We start from the raw sequence: 18518 nt of genomic DNA, 5'->3' as shown, positions 1-18518 counted from the left end.
GATCACCGACCCAGCACGGCGACGACGCAGGAGCCGCCGCCGCCCATCGCCTGCGCCAGCCCGACGCGAGGGTCGGCGACTTGCCGCGAATCCGCCTCTCCGCGAAGCTGACCCACCACCTCGGCGACCTGGGCCAGTCCGGTCGCACCGAACGCGTGGCCGCGAGCAAGGCAGCCGCCGTCGGTGTTGGTCGGCAGCCTGCCTTTGGATCCCAGGCCGCCCGTCTGGGCCAGCTCGGCCACCTCCCGGCCCTCCACGAGGCCGAGCGCGATCAGCGCGGTGACCTCCTCGCTGGCGCACATGTCATGCAGGGAGACCAATCCGACGTCGTGCGGCGTTGCCCGCGCCGCCTCGAACGCGCGCCGAGCGGTCAGCGTGATCTGTGACGGCGGCCCGACACACGGACCGGCGAGCGGCCAGGCCTGATCTCGCGGCCAGCTCGTCTGCTCGATCGCGTTGACCGCCACGGACCGGGGACGCTGCCCGGCGGTCACGACGATCGCCGCACCACCATCGACGGACGCGTGACACATCATCTTGGTGAGCGGCTCGGCGACCATCCGCGCAGCCATGACCTGGTCAACCGTTACTTCGTCGTCGTTGCGCCGCGCCGCGAGCGGATTCAGCCGCGCCTGGTTGTACGACTTGGCCGCGACGGCTCCGAAAACCTCCGGCCCGCAACCGGTCTCATGCAGCCACCGATCCGCCTCGATCGCGTAGTGGACCTGCGGTGGGAAGCGGTCCCAAAAGTCGACCGCCGCCGGCACCACGCCGCCGGGTTCCAGCGCGGTGGTCTTCTCGTAGCCGATCGCCAGCGCGGTGTCGCAACGACCGGAGGCCACCGCCCACACGGCGTGTCGCAGGGCCACCATGCCTCCCGCCGAGGCGCTCTCGACGGCGGTGACCGGAACCCCTGTGCGGCCCAGGCGGAGTGCGACTTTGAGGCCGGTCTGGGGCGGCGCCATCGAGGACGAAGTGAACACCTCGCCGACAGCGTCATAGCCGATACCCGCGTCGGCAAGTGCCGCCTCGGCGGCCCGGAAGCCGAGCGTCGCCAGCGCGGTGTCGGCGAATTTGCCAAACGGTGTGACGCCGATACCGGCGACGTGCGTCCCTGTCATTCGGATTGCGCCTCGAACAGAACGATGATGTTGTCCTCCAACGTCTTGTCGACGAGTCGGCCGACGGTGCCGGGCGCCGGACGACGCCCGGATACCAGCACTTGCAACCGCCCGTCGGGGGTGTCGACCCAGGCGACGCTGTAGCCGTCCTGGCCGTACCCGGGGATCGGTGACTTCCCGGGAACGAAGGTCGACGCCCACACGGTGGCGGGACGATCAGCGGACATTGGTCATGCCTCCTTGGTGCGCAGTCGCGTTGCCCAGGGCCGGTGGCGGCATGAGCGGGACGGGTCCTTGACCGTGGAATCGCCACGGCAACCCAACGAGACGGGCGGGACTGATGTCCGGGTCTGGATGAGCGATCTCCGGAAAGAATCCGCGAACCGCCAGATGCGGATCGACAACGAGGTCCTCGGCCCGTTGCACCGCCGCGGCGCGCAAACCCAACGCGTTCAGTCGCGCGGAGACATCGTCGGCCGACGCGGCGGCAACCAGGCCCGTCAGCTTCTCGACGATCGCTGGATGCCCCGAATCATTCGATACTCCAGAGAACTCTGCCAGGCATTTCCACTCATCGGGCTCCACGACTTCAACGGCGACCCAGCGGCCGTCGGCGGCGCGATAGACGCCGCGATGCCGGGAATCTCCGGTGTCGGGGCTCCCCGCGGCTGCGGCGACGAACTCGGCCACGGTGGACGCGACGACCTCGGCCATGGAGAGGTCGATGATGGCGCCGGTGTCACGCGCGGGCCCGACGGCCCACGCCGCGATCACGGCTGCGCCCACGACCGAGGACAACGGGTCGGCGATCACGGTGCCGAGCCGCGCCGGAGCTCCATCCGGTCCGACCGTCAATCCGGCCAACCCGCCATAAGCCTGAACGTTGTTGGCGTACACCCGGTACCCGGCCATGGGCCCCTCCGAGCCGAAGCCGGAGACCCGCAGTGCGAGCCTCCCCGAACGGGCCATGTCGGCCGGATCCACCTTGAGTTTGGCGAGGCGCGCACTGCCGACGTTCTCGATGAGGACGTCAACGTCGGATAACGCCGCGGCGACGTCGTCCACGGTGCGCGCAGGATCGATCAACAGGCTTTGCTTGGAGTGGTTGGCCACCGCGAAATACGCACCGCGGTTGACACCGGGCTTACCCCGGGCGAACGGACCAGTCCGCCGGTAAATGTCGAGCCGCTGAGGATCTTCGAGCCGCAGCACCGTGGCCCCCATCGCACCGAGCAGCGCACCGACGATCGGCCCGGCTAAGACGTGGGTCAGTTCGGCTATCCGTACGTCGCTCAGGCGGCCGGTGCGAGTGTGATCCGACCGTTGTCCAACGTGGGTGAGCCACGGCGACTCGAGCACGGGGACTTCGACGCCGCAGAGCGGCGTCGTCGAGAGAGTGCCGCGGAAGGCGAACTGCGGTGAGGCCAAGATCTCTTTAGCGGTATTCACCGGTGTCGACGGCACGCCGTTGGCTTGTAGCGTTGCCGCGCACTCTTCCTTGTCGTGCGTTGCCGCCCAGGCTGTTACGTGTTGGTTGATCAGATCGGCGTGGTCGATGCGGGCCTGGCGTTCGTCGAGACCGTCGGCCCAGCCCGGATGGCCGAGCGCCGCAAGCAGACCCCGCCACTGGTGGTTCTCGACTGCGGTGATGCGGACCAGGCCGTCGCGGCAGGGAAACAGTCCCGACGGCGCGAGATAACGCCCGCTGCCGGCCCTTCCGGGGCACCCATAGAGCACGTGGGCGCATTCCGGAAGTGCCGCGGTGAACGCGACCGCCTCCTGCACCGACACGTCGACGAGCACCGGCCCGTGGCTCTCGTTGCGCCGATCGAGGCCATGCAATGCCGCCAGCGCCGTGACGGCTCCCGCCGCCTTCAGGGCCACGTAGCCCGGCGCCGGTACGGGCGCACCGTCGGACCCCTCGATGGTGGCCAGCAGACCGCCGGCCGCCTGGGCGACGAGCTCGCCGCCGGGCTCCGACGACCGAGGCCCATCGAGGCCGAACGGGCTGACTGTGACGACGACTGCGTTGTCGGCGGCCGGTGGCGTGACGGCACGCCCGTGGTCGACGATCACGAGGTCGTACTCGTCGGTCAATGCGGAGAGGTCCGTCGGTGGGTGGACGATCCGCTTGCCGCGATCGAGAGTGAGGTCCACGGCCGCGACCGGTCCGGCCGGGGTGACGATCACGGGACCCGCCCGATGAGGTGCGTCGGCATCAACCACCTTCGTCGCTTCCGCACCGAGGCTGGCCAGCAGCGCCGTGGCGGCCGAACCGGCGATGCCGTCACCAAGTTGAAGCACCCGCACACCCGAGAGGAAAGGCGTTTGGCCCGTTGCGTTCACGTCACGCCCCCCCGGGTCTCGGTCGCCGGGTGACGAGCGGTCAGCCACCGCGTGGCCACCTCGCGGTGGTAGGCGCGGGTGCCCAGGTTCGCCGCCGCGCTGGCCGCGCGGCGCAGGTAGATGTGCGCGTCGTGCTCCCACGTGTAGGCGATTCCGCCGAAGACCTGGGTGGCGCCTTCAGGTACCGCGCGCAGCGCGTCGATGCCCCAGAAGGCGGCGAGCGAGACGAGCGCCGCGGCATCGGGATGCTGCTGCTGGCAGGCGTCGGCGGCCCGGTTGACGAGTGCGCGCCCCACTTCGATAGCGCACCGCTGGTCGACCAGGCGGTGTTTGATCGCCTGGAAGGCGCCGATGGGGCGACCGAAGGCGACGCGCAGCTTCGCATACTCGGTTGCGGCGTCATTCGCGGCCGACGCAATGCCGACCAGTTCGGCCACCTGAGCAAGCCAACTCCGCAGACCCGCCTGACGGTGGCGACGTCCGGCGCACTCACCCGTCTCGATCACCCGAATGGGCGCGTTGTCGAACGTGATTCGCGCCGCAGGGTTGTGGTCGAGCGGGGTCACCGGTTCACAGAGCACGCCGGGTGCGGTGGGTTCGACCGCGCCCAGAACCGTGGCCTCACCCGTGCCCGCGCAGACCAGCAGCCTGGTCGCGACCGCGCCGTACGGCACGAGCGGCCATACCCCCGAGACCCCCGCCTCGGTGTGCTCACCGCGCTCGAGCAACAAGAGGCTGACGCCGTCGGCGCACCCGTCCTCACACCACCCTGCCGCCGCAGCAGCAGCGAGCGGGACGGGTGCCGATGCGGCGCCGACGGCCTCGGCGAGGACACACAGTTCGCGAAGGCCACCCCCTCCCCCGCCGCCGGTCGCGCTGACCAGGACGTCGGCCCATCCGGCTTCGGTGATGGTCTGCCACAGCTTCGGGTCGAACACCGCACCCGGGCCATCGAGCAGAGCGCGAAACGCCTGCGGCGACCATGCCCTCCGGAGGATGTCGTCAGCCGACGCGCGCAGTCGGGCGAGTTCCTTTGCGCTTTCTGCGATGTCGCTCAACGATGACGGGCCGTCATGGGTCACGGGGCAACCCCAGCATCTTCTCGGCGATGACGTTGCGCTGAACCTCCGACGTTCCCGCGCCGAATGTGGCGGCCCGCATCAGCAGGTAGCTCTGTGCGACGTTGCCGTTCTTGGCCGTCCCCACCGAGCCGCGTTCCAGGGTTCCGCCCGGTCCGGCGAGGTCGAGCCCGAAGTTGGCCATCGCCTGGTCGACCTCCGAGGTCAAGAGCTTGGCGACCGACGCTTCGGGTCCGGGACTTTCACCACGGACGCCGGCGGCCGTTGCCTGTGCCGCAATTTGACGCAATGCCTCAACTCGTGCGGCGAAACCGACGATCCGGTCAGCCACGTAGCCGTCATCGCCGCGGGCCCCCTGCCCCAGCGCTCCCTGCTCCTGGGCCATCCGCACCAGGATTCCCAACCGCCGTTCGATGCGGTGGGTGCGGCTCTGTCCGACGCGCTCGTAGCCGAGCGTGGATTTGGCCACCTGCCAACCGCCGTGCAGTGGGCCGAGCACGTTGGCGAGCGGCACCCGCACCGAATCGAAGAACACCTCGTTGAACTCGGCCTGTCCGGTGACCTGGCGGATCGGGCGCACCTCGATCCCGCTCGCGCTCAGCGGAACCAGGACGTAACTGATCCCTTGGTGCTTGTCCGCTGCCGGATCGGTGCGCGCCAGGATGTAGATCCAGTCCGCGTACTGGGCCTTAGAGGTCCAGATTTTCTGGCCGTTGATGATCAACTCGTCGTCGCACAGTTCGGCCCTGGTCTTCAGGGCGGCGAGGTCACTGCCCGCGTCGGGCTCGCTGAAGCCCTGGCACCATACTTCCTCGCCCGAGAGGATTTTCGGCAGATACCGTTGGCGTTGCTCGTCGGTGCCCCATTGAATGATGGTGGGGCCGAGCTGATTGACCGCGCTGCGGTTGATGGGCTCGGGCGCACGCGCGGCGGCCATTTCGGCGTTGAAGATGAGCTGCTGCACGGGAGTGGCGCCGCGACCCCCGAATGGCACGGGCCAGGAGATCGCGGCCAGGCTGGCGTCGTGAAGCCGACTCTGCCATAGCCGCATTCGGTGCAGCCGGTCTGCCTCGTCGCGCCCGGGGCCACGGACGTCGGCCGTCAGTGCCGACGCCAGAAAGGCGCGAACCTCGTCGCGGAACTGCCGATCGGCCTCACCGAGGACGACGCCGTAATCCGGTTCGGTCACGCCCCACCACGAAGGATCGACGCCATCCGTAGCTTCATGTCGCCGTATGTGATCGCGGTGGCGCCGGCCCGGGGTGCACGGCCGGCATCGACCTTCGGCGCCGACAGATCGAGGCCGGCAATTCTGCCCCGCAGGGCTGCCACGGTGCAGTTCTCCCTGCCCCGCCGCTCGACGCCGGTGTAGCCGAAGGCGCGAGCCGCATTACGCCAGGAGATGGCCTCGACCTCGTCGGGTGTGCAGCCCTCCAACTGTGCGGCGAGCTGCTCGGGCGCGTCCGGCCAGCTGCTGTCCGAATGCGGGTAGTCCATCTCCCAGCAGATGGTCTCCACTCCGATGCGCTCCCGCATCTCGATCCCGACCCGGTCGCGGATGAAGCACGACATGAAGTTGCGGCGATACACGTCGCTGGGGCTCAGCCCATCACCCAGGTCGTCCCCCGTCCAGGCCCGCTGGCGCGAGTAGATGTCCTCGAATCGCTCCAGCAGGAAGGGAATCCACCCGATGCCGCCCTCCGACAGCGAGAATTTGATGGACGGGAATTTCTTCAGGATCGGTGAGAACAACAGGTCGGCCACGAAGCGCTGGGTGTCGATCGGCAGCATCGAGTTGTAGGCCAGATAGGTGGTCAGGTCGGACGGCACGGGTAACCCGCCGCCCGTGCCGATGTGGATGTTCACCACCGTGTTCTCTTCGCAGATCGCCTGCCACAGCGGATCCCAGTGCGGATCCTGCCACGGAGGCTGCCCGTAGCTGCCGATGTGCTGCGGAGCCGTCACCGCGCGACAGCCCCGCCCCGCCAGGCGCCGCACTTCCGCCGCCGCCAGGGCCGGGTCCCACAACGGCAGGATCCCCATCGGGATGAACCGGTCGGGATGCCGGCCGCACCAGTCCTCGATGTGCCAGTCGTTGTAGGCGCGCACCATCGCCTCGGACACGTCGCGGTCTCCACGGTAGGTGAACAGCGCGCCGGAGATGGTGGGGAACGACGGAAAGCACAGGGAGGCAAGCACACCGGAGGCATCCAAGTCGTTCACCCGTGCGTCGACGTCGTAACACCCGGCGCGCATGTCGCTGAATCGCGACGGCTCGAATCCCCATTCGTCGTTCGGCCGGCCCGCAACCGCGTTGAGCCCGATGTTCGGCAGCTGCAGGCCGTCGTACACCCAGAAACACACGCCATCGGCGTCCTCGACGATGCGCGGGGCGTCCTCGGCGAAGCGGCTGGGCACCCGGCCGACGAACATGTCGGGCGGTTCCACGGTGTGGTCGTCGACGCTGATCAGTACCAGATCGAGAGGATCAATCACTCGAATAATCCTAAACTAATAGACACTTTCTGTCTAAGTGTTCTATGCGGATTCTCGCGCTCGGGCGAAGTCCTGCACCCAGCCCGCCATCAAGCCGTAGACAGACTCCATGGCATCGCGTGCGGCGGCGTCGTCGCCGATGGGTTCGTAGTCGATATCCCAGATCAGGATTGATTCCCGAGCGGGATCCTCGCCCGCGGTTACGGTGTTCACCGCCACGAAGCGGCTGACCGGCATCGGATTGTTGGCGATCTCGTACGACAGCGCGCGCTCGTCGGGCTTGATCCAGATGAGGGTCTCGATGACCGGCTTCTCGGTGCTTGCGGCGATGAACCGCCGCATGCCGGGCCCTTCGCCCTCGACCCTGACATCGCTGGGTCCGGGGATCCAGTCGACGTTGCCGAAGTCCGCGAGGACGGCCCACACCGCGTCCGGTGGCGCCGCGAGCCGCTTGGTGACCGTGAATGTTGGCATTCGCTGACCGTATCACCAGATGTGACAGTTGATCGACTAGTGTACTTATGTACTGCCACCGCGCGAAGGAGGGCGTATGGCCACCGACTCCGCCGCTCAGGGCGAATTCGAGGTCGATGATGACTGGGTCCGCTATGAGGTGGTCGAACCGCACATCGCACAGATCACGATCAACCGTCCCGAGCGGCGCAACGCCATCCTGTCGCCCGGAATGCATCAACTCTTCAAGGAGCGGCTGGACCGCGCGGAAGACGACGACCACGTCAAGGTGGTCATATTGCTTGCCGAGGGCAAGGACTTCTGTAGCGGCGACGACGTGCGCAGGCTGCCGGTGGAAGAAGCGGGACTGCGCAAGGGCGAGCGACTGCCGCAAACCGCGCGCCTGGGCAACGCCCGGCGCCTGCACCGGCACCTGACCAACTGGCTGGAGTTTCCGAAGACCGTGATCGCCGGCTGCGAGGGTGCCACGCTGGGCGCCGGGATGAATCTGGCGCTGGCCGCCGACATTATGGTCGTCTCCGACGACATGTACCTAGCCCGGCCGCAGGCCCGTATCGGGTTCGCCGGGTTCTCCACGGCCATGCCGCTCGCGCTGCTCAAGATGGGGCCCAACCGCGGCTACGAGGCGATGATCACCGGCCGCAAGGTGACCGCACAAGAACTGCGCGAGTGGGGGGTGGCCGCGTCGGTGGTGCCCGCCGAGCGGCTCCGCGACGAAGCGTTGCGTTACGCCCGCGCGATTGCTCACCACTCGGCCGACGGCCTGATGGTGGGAAAGCACGCTCTGATCGCGTTCTGGCACGCCGTAGGGATGGCGCAGTTCGGTGACTGGGTCCCGATGGGCCACACCGTGTTCAGCAACCTCGTGTGGCGCGATGACGAGTTCAACTTCATGAAGGAGCGAGGCGCTCGCGGCGGCCGGGAGGCGATGGCCGAGCTGGAGCGCCGTTATGCGGAGTGGGGGTTCGAATAAGCTTCGTTAATAAACAGCTATACAGATCTTGTAAGGTTGTTCTGTATGCTAGCCAGACGGGATGGGAGCTGACTGACGATGGGTGTGCTTGACGGACGTACCGCGCTGGTCACCGGCGCCGGGCGAGGTATCGGCGCGGCGGTCGCCGAGGGCCTGGCAGCCGAGGGCGCGACGGTTCTGGTGTCAGACGCCGGCGTCAGTGTCGACGGAACAGGCCATGACACGGGTCCTGCCGAAAGCGTGGCCGCAACGATCACGAGCCAGGGCGGCAAGGCCTTCTCCGACACCACCGACATCACCGACTTCGCGGCTTGCGAAGACCTCATCAACCGCGCGGCCGAAACGCTCGGGGGCCTCGACGTCGTGGTCAACGCCGCAGGGATCCTACGCGACGCCATGGTGTTCAAGATGAGCGAGCAGGACTGGGACGCGGTCGTCTCGGTCCACCTCAAGGGCACGTTCAACGTCACGCGTCACGCGGCCGCCTGGTGGCGAGAAAACCGCGGCGGGCAGTACCGGCTGATCACCTTCACCTCAATGTCGGGGCTGCAGGGCGCGCCAAGTCAGCCCAACTATGCCGCGGCCAAGATGGGTATCGTCGGCCTGACATTCTCGTGCGCCAACGCATTACGCAATTACGGGGTGCGCTCGAACGCCATTGCGCCGATCGCCGGCACCCGGATGACGCAGGGCATCAAGGGCGGCGGCAGCATGGACTACTCGGACGCCAACGTTCGCCTGTCGCCGAAGAATTGCGTGCCCCCGGTCGTATATCTGGCCAGCGAGCAGTCCGACTGGCTCAATCGGCGCGTCATCTTCGCCGGGAACGGACGGATCAGCCTGATGTCCAACCCCGTCGTCGAACGGGAGATCGTGTCGGCATCGGGAACGTGGGACATCCCGACCGCATTCGCCGAGATCGAGACGTCGTTCAAGGAAGCGGTGTTGTACCCCAACATCTTCGACAAGCCACCGTCCAGCTGAGCCGACGAAGAGTGCGACAATGACCGAACTTGCCACCGAGCGGGTGCCCGAAAAGTTCGCCTGCGGCGAGACATTCGTGCCCAAGAGCCGGTACATCGACCCGGAATTCTTGGACCTCGAGCTCAAGCGATTGTTCACCCGGGTCTGGCAGCCTGCGTGTCGCGAAGAAGAAGTCCCCAACGCCGGCTGCTTCTACGAATATACGATTGGCAGGCAGTCCATCGCCGTGGTACGCCAAAAGGACGGGAGCATCAAGGCATTTCATAACACGTGCGCCCACCGCGGGATGAAAGTCGTTCGCGGCAGCGGTTGCTCGCCCGAGAAACAGTTGCGCTGCGAATTCCACGGCTGGCGCTACGAATTGGATGGGCGGTCTTCCTTCGTCCCCTGTCGCGACGAATTCGCGCCGCGTCCGCGCCCGCAATGGGGCCTGCGTCCCGTCGCCGTCGGGACGTGGGGCGGCTGGGTGTTCGTCAGCATGGCCGACGACCCACCGGATCTGCTCGACTGGCTGGATCCGCTGCCGACCGCGCTGTCGCCGTTTCGGTTGCAGGACATGCGGTACCGGTGGCGCAAGCGCACCTTCTTGCCAGCCAATTGGAAGACCGTCATCGATGCCTTCATCGAGGGCTATCACACGCCCGGCACCCATCCGCAGACGATGCGATCGGCGCAGGGCCCGCGGCCGTCGGCGGAACCGGCGTCGCCGCAGGAGTACGCCTACGCTCCCTACACCCCGACCATCACATACAAGAACCACTCCCGGTTCGTCTATACGCAGCGTCCGGAGCACGCCGGCCGCGACAAGGGCCGCCAGGAGCAGGCGGCGCGACCGGAGGTGTTCGCGAATTCGATGAAGTACCAGTATCTGGAGGTCGGGTCGCTGGTCACCGAACGGGACTACCGCGCCGCGCAGAAGCTGGCAGCGATGGAACCCGGCGATACTCCGCCGTTTCTCCTGTACCACCAGATGTGCGAGGAACTCGCCCGTGCCGAAGGCGTTGACTTCCCGCGCATGTCGATGGAGGAGTACTTCGCGGGAAACGGCGACTGGCACGTATTCCCCACCATGGTCATCCTGGTTGAGAAATCGTGCCTGCTCGGCTACCGCATGTTGCCCGACGCCGAGGACCCGAACCGATGCACCTTCGAGATGTTCTCGCTGGAGCACTTCGCGCCCGGCGAAGTGCCGGAGACGCAATGGCAGGTCTTTGAGCGTTGGCAGGATCACGACGGCTGGGGCGAGTTGCCGTCGCAGGACTTGCGGAACATCGCAGACATCCACGCCGGCATGCACTCGGCCGGGTTCGACGGGCTATGGTTGAACACCGCGCAGGAAATGTCGATCCGCAACGAACACGCGATCGCCGACAGATTTCTTTTCACTGCCGACGGCCGATAGGACCCGAGCGGGTACGCCGGACCCCCGCCGATGCGGAAGCTGTCCACCTGAACGAGGCACTGTCGAGCGGTATTTAGTGAGTGGCCTCCCCTGGCTGGTCCGGTGGCCTCGCTTCCGCCGCGACCAACGGATTTGAACGCGGTGGTTTTCATCCGTTCGCACTAATTATCAAAAAATTGTGGCAGGCAACGCTTCGCGGTTCTGCTAGGACGAACCACAAGCGTTGAGAAACGTCAAAATCGCTCATCGTCGCCGAATAAGCTTCGGCCGCAACAGGTTTGCTCACAGCCCCCGCTGCGCCCCACTGCGTCGTGTCGTCCAGTGCCAGCACCGGGCCGCACCGACCTCGGCGGCCTGAGAATCGACCGCGCACCCGCGGCGCTCCGGCTGCCGCAGACCGTCAAGCTCCCTCACCTCCCCATACCGGGTGAGCCGGCCGTCGCCAACCATCCGCCGAACATGCGGCTCACGCTTCTTCCGGGTGGTTGAAGGTGTCGGTTTTGGGTTGACCGCGAGAAGGCAAAATACGCTTTGGTGGGTCACGGAGGCGGGGTTACGGTTAACGTCCCTGGAGCGGAATTATCGTTGCCGGGGACGGGGTCAACGTCGCCCGGGATGTTGCCGGAATTACCGCCGCCTGGGTAGCCGGGGTTATTGCAGTTCGGGTCCAGGTCACACGGATCAAGGGGAGCGGTGTGGATCGCGGCGTCGAAGCCGAGCGGGAGATTCGCCACGCTGGCAGCTGGGGCGACCGCGAGCATCGCCGCCAAGGCGACCGGGGCGGCCGCGACGGTGAAAATCTGGCGCATATTTCAAGGATGACGCAGACTGCTCAATTAGGCGCAAGGTGTTCTGTTATCTGTTGCGGCAGAGCCGTCGGGCCAACCACCGGTGCAGCGTCTGCCGCGCCACCCCGGTCTTTCTGCGGCCTGCAACACCGACAACCCATCGCTGATCACCGCCAACACGGCCTGATACCTCTGCTCGGCCACGCTCAACTCCCTCATTCAGGGAGTGTCAAGGATCAACCGAAGTCACTGTCAACCATCAGCCGAAACACTGTCAGGCATCACCCGAAGCTGAAATGTCGAGCATCAGTGAGGCCATACAGGCTGAAGTGGGACGGGCGGGGCTCGAACCCGCGACCAACGGATTATGAGTCCGTACAAGCGTTGCTGGCGGGTCCGATTGCAAACGTTCTATTGGGTTTGCGGTCCAAAGGATCGCTTCTAAGACGCCTTGTGTCGCAATATGGTTCGGTCTAGAACAGGCTAGAAAACGCCGAATTCTAGCTAACCCGCAGGTCAACAGCTACGGCGGCGATCTTCGCTCGCGTGATGACGCGGCGATGACGCAGACGACCGATCCAATTGAATAGGGTTTCGGTTGGTGTTGCGGTAGTGGCTGATCCTGTTCCGGCAACGCCCACCGATACCGCAAGGCCGCGCTTTGTTCCTCTTCAGGTGTAGGGCAAGCCGGTGAGCGCCAGGGGCAAAGATTTGGCGTACCGGTTTTCGGCGCGGTTTTTGCGGTGATACGTCAGCCGATCACCAGTGTAATTGTCCGGTTGTAAAAAGGTAATAAATAAATAGCCAAACAATTGGCGTGAAAGGTAGCGAAATAAGGAAAACTGGTACTGAAAGTAGGATGAAAGCTACTATAAAAGCTACTATAAGAGGTATAAAAATTAACGCCTGAACCAGCGCGACCGGCAGTAAATATGGAGAGTCCAGGGGGAAGTTGTCGGGATGAATGAAAGCAGCCACCCACGGGTTCGCATTCAACCCTTGCAGCAACGAGGCGATGGCGTCCTCGGCGCTGGCATACGCGCCTGCACTAGCAGTCAGGTGCTGCACGAACTGATCCTGAAACGCCGCCGCTTTCCCGGCTAGCGCCTGAAAGTCCTGGGCGTAACCGGAGAACAGATGCGCAATACCCGCCGACACTTCATCGGCACCCGCAGGCAGCACGGAAACAGTCGGTGCAGCGGCCACCATGTGCGCCGCGTTGACTGTTGAACCAATACTCGCCACGTCCGTTGCCGCTTGCGCGATCAACTCTGGCGTCGCGATCACCGCAGACATCTCTCTCCTTTTCCGTTGGAAGCGCCGTTCGCTTGCTTGGACGGCAAGTTAGGACGCGACGCCTAGCCACTCCTAGTGCCAAAAGTCCCTGAATCTGACCGCAACCAGGGCGGGTGGGTTGCGGTTGGGAAAAGAGGACTATTCACCCTTTGCGCGGGTTGCAAGTCGTCGAGAGTTTTCCCGCCCTAACGCGGACTCAAATGCAACGTTGCAATCGCCCGCTCTGGTGGTTAAGAAGCCTGCTACCAGGGTGGGTAATGCTCAGGTTGGGGAAAACAGCAGCAATCAACCGTTCTGCGCTCTTCTGCGAAGAGAGGTAAACCGGCGCTGTATCCACCCGGCCTTGGTCTGTGACCCTTGTGGCGCTGGCTCTGATATCGGCGGGTTTGTGGGTCTGCCGTGCAAAGCGTTCGTGATGTGTTGCCTTCGGGCAGAAGAAACATCACTCAGCCAGTGATGGCGTACACCAGCTGCGTCAATCCGGAGAAATAAGTCTCCACTGTCATCGCGGGGGTAGAGCAAGTCAACACGTCCGGGTAGGGAATGTCGCAACCCTTCTGGTTCCACTCATAGCTCGCGTTGGCGATTTGACTTGTCTGGACAAGCGCATTCGTCACGTTGGAAGAAGTCGGCATGTTCTTCAGCAGGGATCAATCTGAGCCGCTAGCGCGATCTTGGCGTTGGTTGCGTCGGCGCAACTAGTATTGGCCCGCCTTGCATCAGGTAGGCGCACGGTTTCGAAGCGTTAAGCGCCGTGAGCTTTGGTTTGTAATCGGCCAGTGACGCTGGCCGCGCCGTTGTAATCGATGTGGGGGCCTTCGCTGGTTTTGAGGTCGTAGAGCAGGCAGGAACCGCAACAACGGTCAGCGACACAGCGAGTAGCAATGTGAGCCTGCTTTGAAACCTCTTCATGGCGCGAAACTACACGCGGGGCCTAGCGGCTTGGAGATTTTTCTAGATGGTGCGCCTAGGTGGACAGCCAGCGCGGTGGGTCTGGTGGCCTGAGCCGCTACAGCGTCGAAAGTTAGCTGGCGGCGATTTAAAGCAAGTGATTGATGACGCAATGATGACGCAAACACAGAAGTTTACTTCTGTCACACGTTTTGAGCTGCCCGAGAACGCCGAAAGTTCTTAGCGTGCTTCATTTTTCGGTTGTGGGGCGGGCGGGGCTCGAACCCGCGACCAACGGATTATGAGTCCGCGGCTCTAACCAACTGAGCTACCGCCCCAGCGATTACTCGACGTCGACCTTAGCGCCTACCGCTCATACGGGCCGCAGCCGGAAGACCCGGATCTCCCGCGGCGCGCAACGCTCCCGGTAGTTCTCGTACCCCGCGTACACGTCGACGGCCGTCTCCCACGCGGCGGCGCGCGCTTCACCGGTGAGCAATTCCGCCCGATATGGCTTGGGCGGCCCTTTGAATTCGACGGTGCAGTCCGGATGGGCCAGCAGATTGGCGCTCCAACCGGGGTGTTTCTCGCGTCCGTAGTTAGAGCCGATGGCGAGAAGTCCGTCACCGTCTTCGATCAGGACGAGCGGCTGCACGCGTTGCTGCCCGGACTTGGCCCCCGTCGTCGTGACGAGACCGACCCTGTCGATCCCGAACGCGCTCAGCCGACCGTTGGTCCGGGGTATCAGCAGTTTGTCGACTTGCGGCGCCATGTGCAGCCCGAAGAAACGACCGGGGCCGCTCATAGCCAGGCGTTCGATCAGCGCCTCGATCACGCCCATCTGCCGTCCGCGGTACTTGCTGAATCGCCGCAACGGCGGATTCTGTGCCATCAGCTGTACACCACCTGTCCGTCGGCGCCAATCAGGTACCGCTCGGTGCCGCTTTCCACGCGCGGGGCGTCGGCGCCGAGCGACACGGCGATCTTGTTGCTGGCGTTGCGCATGACGTCGAGGGTGAGCTCCACGGCCTGGGCCTCGGAGAACCCCGAGCGCACCTCGGCGACATCATCGGCGACGAGGTGCGCAGGCGTCCAAATTAACCCATCGGTGTAGCGCAGCGCTGCTTTAGCGCGGCCGTCGAGCGCCGCCGACGTCTCGAAACGCTCGATGTCGCCGTACAGCGCCTCCGAGCCCCCGGCGTCCAGCGCCGTGCCCTCGCGCAGCGACTTGCACAACCGGCAGTTGTGTTGCGCCGCCCCCCGCAACCGCACCAATTCCGAGGTGACCGGGTCCAAATCACGCATGCGGGCCACGGCGGGCAGGAAGTCGTTGAACACCAGGTCCGAGGGATCGCTCATGTGATCCCAGGAGATTGGCCCGTTCACCCAGTCCAGGTGCTCGGAGCCCACCCCGAGCGCCTCCAGCCCGGCGCGCACCCGCGGAACGAAGTCGGCGATGTACATGAGCACTACTACACCGAACATGCTGTCGCCCAACGCCTTCCACAGTCGGGAGCGGTGCTTGCCGGTGATGGCCGAGACGTCGGCGCTGAATTGCTCGGCGAACTCGGCGATGGCGGCCTCGGCCTCGGACTCCGGCTCGCCGACCTCGACGGGGGCGGGCAGCGGCGGCAGCGACAGCGTCTGGGCGCACACCCGCCGAACCAGCGCCGAGGCGCGCCCGTCCCCCGGCGACAACCCCACCAACCGCGTCAGCATGCGTCACACGCTAGGACGCACCGGTCGGCAAGGCAATCGGCTACTGCGCCTGGCTCACCGACGACATGTGAAAGTCCGGTATCCGCAGTGACGGCATCGCCGCGCGGGTCGCCCAGTCGCCCCACTCGCGCGGCAGGGTCTTCTCGCTGACCCCGGCCTCGGTCGTGCGTCGCAGCAGGTCGAGCGGGCTTTCGTTGAACCGGAAGTTGTTGACGGCCGCAGTCACCTCGCCGTCCTCGACGAGGTACACACCGTCGCGGGTGAGGCCCGTGAGCAGCAGCGTGGTGGGATCGACCTCGCGGATGTACCACAGCGTCGTCAGGAGCAGGCCCCGCTCGGTGCCCGCGATCATGTCGGCGAGGTCGGCCGCACCGCCCGTCATCACGAGGTTGTCGGCGGCCACGGCGACCGGGGCGTCGAATTTCGCGGCGCTGCAGCGCGGATAGGCCAGCGCGTTGATCACGCCGTCCCGGATCCACTCCACCTGGCCGATCTCCATGCCGTTGTCGAACACCGACACAGTCTCCGAGGAGGAGCTCACCGCGACGAACGGGGTGCACGCCAGGCCCGGCGCCATCGGGTCGGAGAACAAGGTCAGCGGCAGATCGGTGAGCCGCTCCCCCACCCGGGTCCCGCCGCCGGGCGCCGAGAACGCGGTGCGGCCCTCCTGGGCGCCCCTGCCGGCCATGGACCACGCCATGTAGATCATCATGTCGGCCACCGTCGAGGGCGGCATGATCGTCTCGTACCGTCCCGCGGGCAGGTCGACGCGCCGGTCGGCCCAGCCCAGCCGCATCGACAGCTCGTCGAGCAGCGAATCAACGGGCACATCAACGAAATCCGGCGTTCCGATGCCCGCCCATGCGCTAGCTTCCCCGCGCTTGGCGTTGATCTCCACGGCACCGGTCGGCTGCGTGTAGCGCCGCCGCAGGCCGGTCGACGACGCTAGGAACGTCGTCGAAACGCTATGGTGCGCAAAGCCGTACAGCCGGTCGGCGCCGCCGAACCCGCGGCCCAGCGAGTCGGTCAGGCCACCGAACACCAGCGGACCGGTGCCGGGCACGGGCGCGTCCCAGTCGGCGGGCGTCCCGCTGTCGGCCAACAGCGGCGCCGCGTCGCCGGCCTCCGGCGCCGATCGCGCCGCCTCCTGGGACGCGGCCACCAGACCGGGAATCACCCGCGGGTCCACCTCCGCGGACACCACCGTGCCGATGCGGGCGCTTTCCCCTTGACCCACAACCGAAATCACCGTGATGTTGCGGTTGACCGCGACACCGTTGGTGGTCATCGAGTTGCCCGCCCAGCGCAGGGTCGCCTCGACCTTGTCGGTGACCAGCACCATGGTGTCGTCGGCTCCGCCCAGCTTCGCCGCCTCGTCCAGCACCAGGTTGACGACGTGCTGTGGGCGGATCATCGGCCGCCCTCGGTCCGGGTGTTCAGGACGTTGACACCGCGGAACAGGGCCGACGGACAGCCATGGCTCACCGGGGCGACCTGTCCGGGCTGCGCCTTGCCGCAGTTGAAGGCCCCACCCAGCCGCCAGGTCGACGGGCCACCCACCGCCTCCATCGAATTCCAGAAGTCGGTGGTAGTGGCCTGGTAGGCGACGTCGCGCAACTGGCCGTCGAGGCGGCCGTCGCGGATGCGGAAGAACCGCTGGCCGGTGAACTGAAAGTTGTACCGCTGCATGTCGATCGACCAGGACTTGTCGCCGACGATGTAGATGCCGTCGGCGACCCGGCCGATCAGGTCGGCGGTCGAGATGTCCTCGGGCGCCGGTTGCAACGACACGTTGGCCATCCGCTGGATCGGCACATGATGCGCGGAGTCGGCGTAGGAGCAGCCGTTGGAGCGGGACTGTCCCAGCCGCGGGGCGAAGACGCGGTCGAGTTGATAGCCCACGAACATCCCGTCGCGCACCAGATCCCAGCTCTGCGCGGCCACGCCCTCGTCGTCGTAACCGACACTGGCCAGGCCGTGCTCGACGGTGCGGTCGGCCGTCACGTTCATCACCGGCGAGCCGTAGCGCATGGTGCCGAGCTTGTCGGGCGTCGCGAACGACGTCCCGGCGTAGGCGGCCTCGTAGCCGATGGCGCGGTCGTATTCCGTTGCGTGGCCGATCGATTCGTGGATGGTCAGCCACAGGTTCGAGGGGTCGATCACCAGGTCCGTGGGGCCCGCCGTTACGCTGGGCGCCTTGACCTTTTCGGCCAGGAATACCGGCAACTGGGCGAGCTCGTCGCTCCAGTTCCACACCTCGTCGCCCGCCAGCGCCTCCCAGCCCCTGCCCATGGGCGGGGCCAGCGTGCGCATCGAGTCAAAGGTGCCCGCCGCGGCGTCAACGGTCACCGCCTCGAGCGAGGGCAGCACCCGCACCCGCTGCTGGGTGATCGACGACCCGAAGGTGTCGGCGTAGAACGTCTGCTCCTTGACGGCGTGCAGACCCGCCGACACGTGGTCGACGCCGTCGGCGCCGAGCAGGCGCCCGGAGTACTCCTCGAGCACGGCGATCTTGTCGGCCGCGGGGACGCCGAACGGGTCGATCCGGTAGCTCGAGACCCACGTCGCGTCGGCGTACACCGGCTCGTCCGCGAGCTCGACGCGTTCGTTGTTCAACCCCGCCAGCGTCGTCGCCACCTGGACCGCACGGCGCGCCGTCTCGGCCGCGACGCCCGGCGCCAACTCCGCATGGGAGGCGAATCCCCAGGTTCCGTCGACGATCACCCGCACCGCCAGCCCGACCTCCCGGCTCACCACCGACGTCTCCAACTCGCCGTCGCGCAGCTGGATCGTCTCGGCGACGAGGCGGTGAATGCGCAGGTCGGCGTGGCTGGCCCCCGCCGCCCTGGCGGCCGACAACGCGGCGTCGGCGAGCTCGTGGCGGGGCAGGTCGACGAAGTCGGCGTCGATTCCCCGGTTCGCTGTCACCGCTCCACCGTATCGACAGCC

Annotated in this window: 16 protein-coding genes, 2 tRNA genes and 1 pseudogene; 3 read left to right on the top strand and 16 right to left on the bottom strand. The window is 66.1% G+C overall.

Annotation, left to right across the window (positions count from 1 at the left end; translation table 11 throughout):
* Positions 1 to 2: 2 nt before the first annotated feature.
* From GPY60_RS12585 to GPY60_RS12555, 7 genes are read right to left on the bottom strand one after another with little or no spacing between them, the layout of a single operon-like run.
* On the bottom strand, positions 3 to 1121 hold the full coding sequence (locus tag GPY60_RS12585; RefSeq protein ID WP_156688011.1) for a thiolase family protein: 1119 nt from the start codon (positions 1119 to 1121) through the stop codon (positions 3 to 5).
* Positions 1118 to 1348 (bottom strand): hypothetical protein, encoded by a 231-nt coding sequence (locus GPY60_RS12580; RefSeq protein WP_156688010.1) that lies wholly within the window; start codon positions 1346 to 1348, stop codon positions 1118 to 1120. The genes GPY60_RS12585 and GPY60_RS12580 overlap by 4 nt, the downstream gene beginning before the upstream one ends.
* Entirely contained in the window at positions 1338 to 3431 is a 2094-nt protein-coding gene (locus GPY60_RS12575) for a CoA transferase (RefSeq protein ID WP_156688009.1), read from the bottom strand. The genes GPY60_RS12580 and GPY60_RS12575 overlap by 11 nt, the downstream gene beginning before the upstream one ends.
* A gap of 32 nt (positions 3432 to 3463) precedes the next feature.
* Positions 3464 to 4549: an acyl-CoA dehydrogenase family protein gene (locus GPY60_RS12570; RefSeq protein WP_156688008.1), complete on the bottom strand. Its 1086-nt coding sequence runs from the start codon at positions 4547 to 4549 to the stop codon at positions 3464 to 3466.
* On the bottom strand, positions 4539 to 5735 hold the full coding sequence (locus GPY60_RS12565; protein WP_156688007.1) for an acyl-CoA dehydrogenase family protein: 1197 nt from the start codon (positions 5733 to 5735) through the stop codon (positions 4539 to 4541). The genes GPY60_RS12570 and GPY60_RS12565 overlap by 11 nt, the downstream gene beginning before the upstream one ends.
* Positions 5732 to 7042 carry an amidohydrolase family protein gene (locus GPY60_RS12560; RefSeq protein WP_231639598.1) on the bottom strand — a complete coding sequence of 437 codons (1311 nt, stop codon included), beginning with the start codon at positions 7040 to 7042 and terminating at the stop codon, positions 5732 to 5734. Before GPY60_RS12560 ends, GPY60_RS12565 begins: the two co-directional genes overlap by 4 nt.
* A 42-nt stretch (positions 7043 to 7084) precedes the next feature.
* Positions 7085 to 7516 carry an SRPBCC family protein gene (locus GPY60_RS12555; RefSeq protein WP_156688005.1) on the bottom strand — a complete coding sequence of 144 codons (432 nt, stop codon included), beginning with the start codon at positions 7514 to 7516 and terminating at the stop codon, positions 7085 to 7087.
* Positions 7517 to 7592: 76 nt separating this feature from the next.
* On the opposite strand from GPY60_RS12555, the gene GPY60_RS12550 reads away from it, so the two are divergent.
* From GPY60_RS12550 to GPY60_RS12540, 3 genes are all read left to right on the top strand, one after another.
* On the top strand, positions 7593 to 8489 hold the full coding sequence (locus tag GPY60_RS12550; RefSeq protein WP_156688004.1) for an enoyl-CoA hydratase/isomerase family protein: 897 nt from the start codon (positions 7593 to 7595) through the stop codon (positions 8487 to 8489).
* A 78-nt stretch (positions 8490 to 8567) separates the two neighbouring features.
* On the top strand, positions 8568 to 9473 hold the full coding sequence (locus GPY60_RS12545) for an SDR family NAD(P)-dependent oxidoreductase (RefSeq protein ID WP_156688003.1): 906 nt from the start codon (positions 8568 to 8570) through the stop codon (positions 9471 to 9473).
* Positions 9474 to 9492: 19 nt separating this feature from the next.
* Positions 9493 to 10875, top strand: coding sequence for an aromatic ring-hydroxylating oxygenase subunit alpha (locus GPY60_RS12540; RefSeq protein WP_156688002.1), 1383 nt, complete (start codon positions 9493 to 9495; stop codon positions 10873 to 10875).
* A 539-nt stretch (positions 10876 to 11414) separates the two neighbouring features.
* Here GPY60_RS12540 and GPY60_RS12535 read toward each other — a convergent pair.
* The 9 genes and pseudogenes from GPY60_RS12535 to GPY60_RS12495 all read right to left on the bottom strand — a co-directional run bounded on the left by GPY60_RS12535 (position 11415) and on the right by GPY60_RS12495 (position 18497).
* Positions 11415 to 11684 (bottom strand): hypothetical protein, encoded by a 270-nt coding sequence (locus tag GPY60_RS12535; RefSeq protein ID WP_156688001.1) that lies wholly within the window; start codon positions 11682 to 11684, stop codon positions 11415 to 11417.
* Positions 11685 to 11751: 67 nt separating this feature from the next.
* Positions 11752 to 11882, bottom strand: a pseudogene (locus tag GPY60_RS12530) (helix-turn-helix domain-containing protein); the annotation flags it as partial.
* Positions 11883 to 11993: 111 nt separating this feature from the next.
* Positions 11994 to 12073, bottom strand: a tRNA-Ile gene (locus GPY60_RS12525).
* Between the two features lie 349 nt (positions 12074 to 12422).
* Complete coding sequence (locus GPY60_RS12520) at positions 12423 to 12959, bottom strand: PE family protein (RefSeq protein WP_156688000.1); 537 nt, start codon at positions 12957 to 12959, stop codon at positions 12423 to 12425.
* Between the two features lie 1155 nt (positions 12960 to 14114).
* Positions 14115 to 14188: transfer RNA gene (locus tag GPY60_RS12515), tRNA-Ile, on the bottom strand.
* Positions 14189 to 14223: 35 nt separating this feature from the next.
* Positions 14224 to 14691, bottom strand: a complete 468-nt coding sequence (locus GPY60_RS12510) for a nitroreductase family deazaflavin-dependent oxidoreductase (protein ID WP_156687999.1) — start codon at positions 14689 to 14691, stop codon at positions 14224 to 14226.
* 50 nt (positions 14692 to 14741) lie between these two features.
* On the bottom strand, positions 14742 to 15569 hold the full coding sequence (locus tag GPY60_RS12505) for a carboxymuconolactone decarboxylase family protein (protein WP_156687998.1): 828 nt from the start codon (positions 15567 to 15569) through the stop codon (positions 14742 to 14744).
* Positions 15570 to 15609: 40 nt separating this feature from the next.
* Positions 15610 to 16983, bottom strand: coding sequence for a metallopeptidase TldD-related protein (locus tag GPY60_RS12500; RefSeq protein WP_156687997.1), 1374 nt, complete (start codon positions 16981 to 16983; stop codon positions 15610 to 15612).
* Positions 16980 to 18497, bottom strand: a complete 1518-nt coding sequence (locus GPY60_RS12495; protein ID WP_156687996.1) for a TldD/PmbA family protein — start codon at positions 18495 to 18497, stop codon at positions 16980 to 16982. Before GPY60_RS12495 ends, GPY60_RS12500 begins: the two co-directional genes overlap by 4 nt.
* Positions 18498 to 18518: the final 21 nt, after the last annotated feature.

The organism is Mycobacterium sp. Marseille-P9652 (assembly GCF_902652685.1).
GTDB lineage: Bacteria > Actinomycetota > Actinomycetes > Mycobacteriales > Mycobacteriaceae > Mycobacterium.
This window is presented reverse-complemented; position numbering and strand designations above follow the sequence as displayed.

Bases quoted from the DNA above. Each gene is read 5' to 3' on its own strand.
- GPY60_RS12585 (WP_156688011.1), bottom strand. From the start codon at position 1,121: ATGACAGGGACGCACGTCGCCGGTATCGGCGTCACACCGTTTGGCAAA.
- GPY60_RS12580 (WP_156688010.1), bottom strand. From the start codon at position 1,348: ATGTCCGCTGATCGTCCCGCCACCGTGTGGGCGTCGACCTTCGTTCCC.
- GPY60_RS12555 (WP_156688005.1), bottom strand. From the start codon at position 7,516: ATGCCAACATTCACGGTCACCAAGCGGCTCGCGGCGCCACCGGACGCG.
- GPY60_RS12550 (WP_156688004.1), top strand. From the start codon at position 7,593: ATGGCCACCGACTCCGCCGCTCAGGGCGAATTCGAGGTCGATGATGAC.
- GPY60_RS12545 (WP_156688003.1), top strand. From the start codon at position 8,568: ATGGGTGTGCTTGACGGACGTACCGCGCTGGTCACCGGCGCCGGGCGA.
- GPY60_RS12540 (WP_156688002.1), top strand. From the start codon at position 9,493: ATGACCGAACTTGCCACCGAGCGGGTGCCCGAAAAGTTCGCCTGCGGC.
- GPY60_RS12535 (WP_156688001.1), bottom strand. From the start codon at position 11,684: ATGCGCCAGATTTTCACCGTCGCGGCCGCCCCGGTCGCCTTGGCGGCG.
- GPY60_RS12520 (WP_156688000.1), bottom strand. From the start codon at position 12,959: ATGTCTGCGGTGATCGCGACGCCAGAGTTGATCGCGCAAGCGGCAACG.
- GPY60_RS12510 (WP_156687999.1), bottom strand. From the start codon at position 14,691: ATGGGCGTGATCGAGGCGCTGATCGAACGCCTGGCTATGAGCGGCCCC.
- GPY60_RS12505 (WP_156687998.1), bottom strand. From the start codon at position 15,569: ATGCTGACGCGGTTGGTGGGGTTGTCGCCGGGGGACGGGCGCGCCTCG.
- GPY60_RS12500 (WP_156687997.1), bottom strand. From the start codon at position 16,983: ATGATCCGCCCACAGCACGTCGTCAACCTGGTGCTGGACGAGGCGGCG.